This window comes from Hymenobacter coccineus, assembly GCF_001816125.1.
Taxonomy (GTDB): domain Bacteria; phylum Bacteroidota; class Bacteroidia; order Cytophagales; family Hymenobacteraceae; genus Hymenobacter; species Hymenobacter coccineus.
Genome location: NZ_MDZA01000154.1, coordinates 1 through 5,444 on the forward strand (window position 1 = coordinate 1; position 5,444 = coordinate 5,444).

General features: G+C 66.5%; 6 protein-coding genes and 1 pseudogene. 2 read left to right on the forward strand and 5 right to left on the reverse strand.

The window, feature by feature from the left end; genetic code table 11:
* The 4 genes and pseudogenes from BEN49_RS31285 to mnmA all read right to left on the reverse strand — a co-directional run.
* Positions 1 to 124: hypothetical protein (locus BEN49_RS31285; RefSeq protein WP_498366032.1), on the reverse strand; the 124-nt coding region annotated here is incomplete at its 3' end.
* A 52-nt stretch (positions 125 to 176) separates the two neighbouring features.
* Positions 177 to 326 (reverse strand): annotated as a pseudogene (locus BEN49_RS31290) (hypothetical protein); the annotation flags it as partial.
* A 47-nt stretch (positions 327 to 373) separates the two neighbouring features.
* On the reverse strand, positions 374 to 1,123 hold the full coding sequence (locus tag BEN49_RS10560; RefSeq protein WP_070743078.1) for a hypothetical protein: 750 nt from the start codon (positions 1,121 to 1,123) through the stop codon (positions 374 to 376).
* Between the two features lie 158 nt (positions 1,124 to 1,281).
* On the reverse strand, positions 1,282 to 2,442 hold the full coding sequence (mnmA, locus tag BEN49_RS10565; RefSeq protein ID WP_125916727.1) for a tRNA 2-thiouridine(34) synthase MnmA: 1,161 nt from the start codon (positions 2,440 to 2,442) through the stop codon (positions 1,282 to 1,284).
* A gap of 220 nt (positions 2,443 to 2,662) precedes the next feature.
* On the opposite strand from mnmA, the gene BEN49_RS10570 reads away from it, so the two are divergent.
* On the forward strand, positions 2,663 to 3,307 hold the full coding sequence (locus BEN49_RS10570; protein ID WP_070743080.1) for a beta/alpha barrel domain-containing protein: 645 nt from the start codon (positions 2,663 to 2,665) through the stop codon (positions 3,305 to 3,307).
* A 210-nt stretch (positions 3,308 to 3,517) separates the two neighbouring features.
* Positions 3,518 to 4,366: a redoxin domain-containing protein gene (locus BEN49_RS25605; protein WP_083325982.1), complete on the forward strand. Its 849-nt coding sequence runs from the start codon at positions 3,518 to 3,520 to the stop codon at positions 4,364 to 4,366.
* 143 nt (positions 4,367 to 4,509) lie between these two features.
* Here BEN49_RS25605 and trmB read toward each other — a convergent pair whose 3' ends face one another.
* Positions 4,510 to 5,175 carry a tRNA (guanosine(46)-N7)-methyltransferase TrmB gene (trmB, locus tag BEN49_RS10580; RefSeq protein ID WP_070743083.1) on the reverse strand — a complete coding sequence of 222 codons (666 nt, stop codon included), beginning with the start codon at positions 5,173 to 5,175 and terminating at the stop codon, positions 4,510 to 4,512.
* Between the last annotated feature and the right edge of the window lie 269 nt (positions 5,176 to 5,444).

A 5,444-nucleotide genomic window follows, 5' to 3' on the forward strand; every position in this document is an offset into this window, starting at 1 on the left:
CGGCCGAGTCGCAGGCCACCAGCACGGCGTTCAGCCAGCGCGAGGGGTACACGATTTGGGCCCCGGGCACGGCCCGCACCTGGGCCAGGTAGGCGGGGCTTACGGGCAAGTCGCGGGGGGCCACAGGCAATGCCCTGGCGCTGCCGCCGCGCCACGGCGCGGGCCGATAAAAACGCCTCGGGCTGGTCCACGCGGTAAGGCGTGCCGGCCTTGTCGCGGAAGTACACCAGGTGGCGGCGCACGGGGCCCTGGGCCCGGGCGGGGGCCGTTGCACCAATCAGCACGGCCGCCGCCAGGGCCAGGGCCCGCATCCAATACGCACGCATATACTTCACAGAATCAAGGAGAAAAATAACGTTGGTGAAAGTATCGCTTACAGAGTGCCGGCGTCAATCAGCGTCTCGCGGTGGATGTAGCCGCTGAACACCTGGCCCGGCACCGGCAGCGCGCCACTCGTGCCGCCGGTGTAGATAAAGCGCCGCCGCCGCCGCAGCACCGGGCCCACGCCCTGGGCCAGCACCTGCTGGTAGGTGCGCAGGTAGTAAAGGTTGTCTTCGTACACGTTGGTGTTGTTCAGGGCCGTGTCCACGGCGGTGACCGTGGTAGGGTAAGCGCGGGCCGGGCCGCCGAGCACCGCCGTGGTGTAGGGGGCCCCCACGCGGCGGTAGCTGCGGGTATCGGCGTTCACGGTGTCGGCCGAGTTGTTGTTGAAGGCGTTGAAGTTCCAAATGCGGCCGGTGCGGGCCGGAAACACGGCCTCCACCGTGCGCCGGTTGCCGCGGTTCAGCACCACGGCGTTGGGGCTCACGTTCAAGGCAAACACGCTGTCGGCCACCCAGGCGTCGGCGGTGGTGGCGCGGCGGGCGCGCTCCACGCGGTAGGCCGGCTGGCCCGCGGCGTCGGCGTAGGTGCCCGTAATGGCCTCGCGCAGCTGGTAGGGCGTGCCCACCGAGCGCACGTAGTTGTTCCAGGTCGTGTCCACTACCTGGTAGGCGCGGTAGGTGCCCACGGCCACGGGGTAATAGTCGTTGCCGTAATCAGGTGCGGGCGCGTCTTGGGTGCGGCACCCGGCCAGGGCCAGCAGGGCCCCGGCGGCGCTCAGGAGCGGGTAGCGTAAACGCATAGCAATCGGGAGAATAGATAATAGAACAGCGAATAAACGGGAACTGCCGGCAAGTTATTGGCGGGCCGCCGAAGACCCGTAGAATTCTTCCGCAACCCGCCAATAATATTATTTTATCCCGGCTTTTTTATCCTGGATTGTAGCTGCCCGCCGGGGCCCTAGGCCACCGGCGCTTCGGCGTGGGCGAACGGCACGGGCGCCTCGCCGATGACGTGGCGCTCGATCCAGCCGCCGCCCAGCACGTCGTCGCCTTCGTAGAACACGGCCGCCTGGCCCGGGGTGATGGCGTGCACGGGCTCCTCGAAATAGACGTGGATTTTACCGGCTACTTCTTCCAGAAACGCGGGGGCCCCGTCGTGGTTGTAGCGCACCTTGGCCACGGCCGGCACCAGGCCGCGCCCCTCCAGGGTGGCGTACTTGCCGGGGTTGAGCTGGCCCACCACGGTGGCCGTGCTGGCCAAATCATCGTAGTTGCCCAGCACCACCTCGTTGGTGTCGGGCCGGATTTCCGTCACGTAGGCCGGAAAGCCCAAGGCGATGCCCAGCCCCTTGCGCTGCCCGACGGTGTAGAACGGGTAGCCCTCGTGGCGGCCCAGCTCGGCCCCTTTTTTATCCACGAAGCGGCCGCCGGCCACGCGCGCCTCCAGGCCCGGCACGCGCCGGCGCAGGAAGCCCCGGTAGTCGTTGTCGGGGATGAAGCAGATTTCATAGCTCTCGGGCTTGTTCACCAGCTCGGTGAAGCCGCGGCGGCGGGCCTCGTCGTAAATCTCAGTTTTGCGCATTTGGCCCAGCGGAAATAGCGTGCGGCTCAGGCTGGCCTGGCTCACGCCCCACAGCGCATAGCTCTGGTCCTTGTTATCGTCCAGGCCTTTGCTCACCACGAAGCGGCCGGTGTCAGCGTCTTGCCGCACCTGGGCGTAGTGGCCGGTGGCAATGAACTGGCAGCCAAGCTGGTCGGCCCGGCGCAGCAGCGCGTCCCACTTGATGTGGGTGTTGCAGAGCACGCAGGGGTTGGGCGTGCGCCCGGCCAGGTACTCGTCGGTGAAGTTGTTGATAACAAAATCGCCGAACTCGTCGCGGATGTCGATGATGTAGTGCGGGAAGCCCAGGTCCACGGCAATCTGCCGGGCGTCGTTGATGCTGTCCAGGGAGCAGCAGCCGGTTTCCTTTTTCGACCCGCCCGCCGAGGCGTAGTCCCAGGTTTTCATGGTCATGCCGACCACTTCGTAGCCCTGCTCGTGCAGGAGCACGGCGGCCACCGACGAGTCGATGCCACCGCTCATGGCCACGAGAACGCGGCCTTTGGGGTTGTTTTCCATTTGGTTCTGAACAGCACCCGAAAGGTGAATGGTTTGGCTGCCGTTCGAACAACAAAGATACGGCGGATAGTAAGATGTGCTTAAATGTGGGTGAATGTGGAAATGTGAGAATGGGCTTACGTGAGAAAGAGGCAGGGAATAAGGAATGGTCCGGTGCGACCTTTGCCCCGGCACTATTTCCCACATCTGCCACATTCCTCCGCATCTTCCCATTCAAACCATGGCCCTTCGCATCCCCGTCCTCGTCCGCGGCATCAACAACTTATCCGACGCGCGCTACTGCGCCGGCATGGGCGCCGACGGCCTCATCTTCACCCTCGACCCCGAATTGCCCGGGGCCATCGACCCGGCCACGGCCAAGGAGCTGGCCGGTTGGGTAGCGGGCGTGGAGCTCATCGGCGAGTTTGGCGATGCCGACACCGAGCAGCTCGTGGCCGTGGCCGCCGCCTGCGGCCTCGACAGCGTGCTGCTACGCGAAGCGCCCCTGTTCTTGCCCGGTATGCACGAGCCCCTGCCCTTCCCCGTGCTGCGCGAAACCGACCTGCTCACCGCCCTCCAGGCCCTCATCGACCCCGACCTGGCCCACGAGCTAAGCAGCGCCGATTTCGCCCCCGCCGGCGGGGCGGTGCTGGTGACGCTGCCCGCCGGGGCCGACCTCCTGGGCTGGCAGGAGCAGCTGGGGGCCCTGGCCCGGCAGTTTTCGCTGTGGCTGGGCGGCGAGTTCACCGCCGCCGACCTGCCCGCCCTGCTCGACGGCGTGCGCCCGGCCGGCCTGGTGCTGCAAGGCGGCGACGAGCTGAAGCCCGGCCTGCGCGATTTCACCGGCCTGGAGGAGATTTTTGAGGCCCTGGAGGAAGTAGAATAGGGCCCCGGCCGGCCCCTCGGGCCCCGGTCCACGCCGAAAAACTGCGCCCCGGGGCCCCGGCCGGGCGCCAATCTTCACCAAAGGCCCAGCGCCTTTCGCCCGGGAATTAGAGTATTTAACGGGGAATAAGTAGACGTTCAACGAGTGGGCAGGCGGGTGGAAAACTGGCAGCGGCCCTGGGGGCGTAGGTAGCGCAACTCCCCACTCTCTATGAATTATTCGCTCGCTTTCGCCCTCGCCTTTGGTACCGTCCTCGCCGGGCAGGCGCAAACTGTTAAATCCCGCCCCGCCGCCGAGCTGCTCGCCATGCAGGGCAACGGCAACCCCTACTCGCCCGCGCCGGCTGCGGCCCAGACGTACCGCCTGGCGGGCCGGGTGTTTGACCCAGAGGGCAACCCCCTGCCCGGGGCCACGGTGCTGATGAAAGGCACGAACCGGGTGGTGAGCACCGATGCGGCCGGCAACTTCACGATGGAGCTGCCCGCTCGCACCGCCAACACCTTGGTGGCGGGCTACGGCGGCTGCGAAGACCTCATTCTGGCCCTGGGCCCCAACCAGCTCCTGCTCAACGTGCACCTGCGGGCCACCCTGGCCGACGGTCTCGAACGGCCCCTGCGCGTGGGCGACTTTGCGCCGGACTTCGACTTGCCGACCACCACCGGCACCACCTTCAAGCTCAGCGAGCACCGCGGCCATCCCGTGGTGCTGTACTTCTACCCCAAGGACGGCTCATCGGGCTGCACCAAGGAAGCTTGCTCTTTCCGCGACCAGTACGAGGACTTTTCGGCCCTGGGCGCGGAGGTCATCGGCATCAGCTCCGACTCCGAACGCTCGCACCGCCAGTTCACCGCCAAGTACGACCTGCCGTTTCCGCTTCTCAGCGACAACGGCGGGCAGCTGCGCCGCAAGTACGCCGTGCCCCGGGCCGCGCTGGGCCTGCTGCCGGGCCGCGTGACGTACGTGCTCGACGGCGAAGGGCGCGTGCGCTACGTGTTCAATTCCCTCAACGAGGCCAACGAGCACGTGCTCAACGCCAAAACCATCCTGCAAAGCCTGTAGGGCCCCAAAACCAATAAACCGGCGCACTGCCTGATGGACGGTGCGCCGGTTTATGGGTTTTGGGGCCCCTGGTGGGCAACCGCACCTCGCCCCTGGCGGGCGGCCGGCGGCACCGAGCACACCGCCCCGAGCCGTTTGGAGCCCTAACTCAGCCGGAACCGCACGTACTTGATGGGCACGCCCACCGCCCGGTACTTGCCCTCGAAGTTGGTTTGGATGGCCTGGGCCTCCGCAAAGCCGGGGCCCTGCTCAGTGTATAAGTCGCGGGTCTGCACGTCCACCACGGCGCCCGGGCGGGCGGCCAGGATTTCCAGGGTGTAGTCGAACAGGCCGTCGTTGTCGGTTTTAAGGTGCAGCGGGCCCCCCGGGACCAGCAGCGCCTGGTACAAATCCAGGAAGCGCGGGGCGGTGAGGCGGCGCTTGATGTCGCGGTCGCGGGGCCGCGGGTCGGGGAAGGTAATCCAGATTTCGCTCAGCTCGCCGGGGCCAAACTGCGCGGCCAGCGCCAGGGCCTGCATGCGCACGAAGCCCACGTTGGCCAAGCCCAGGGCAGCGGCCCGCGTGCTGCCCGACCACAGCCGCTCGCCCTTGATGTCGAGGCCCAAGAAGTTGCGCTGCGGGTGCCGCTGGGCCAGGCCCACCGTGTACTCGCCCTTGCCGCAGCCCATTTCCAGCGTCAGCGGGTTTTCGTTGTGGAAGAAATCGGCCCGCCAACGGCCCGCCAGGGCCCCAAATTCGGGTTTGCCCGGCTCGATAACGTCGGGGCGGGTAGCATTAGCCGCAAAGCGGTGAAGTTTGACGCGGGGCAAGGGAGTGAATGGGCGAAGAAATGGATGAAAGTTGAAGGGCCGGCTGAACGGCTGTAGCGCGGCTTGTAGTCCGCGGCTCTCGCTTCGTCCTGGCGATTGACCGTACAGCGACCGGGCAGAGCCGCGGACTACAAAGTCCGCGCTACAGTCGCTCGACCAGCTATTGGTACAGCTCAGCCACCTCCGCCACCACGAAGGTGCTGCCGCCGATAAATACCACAGCCACCTCCGCCACCACGAAGGTGCTGCCGCCGATAAATACCACATCG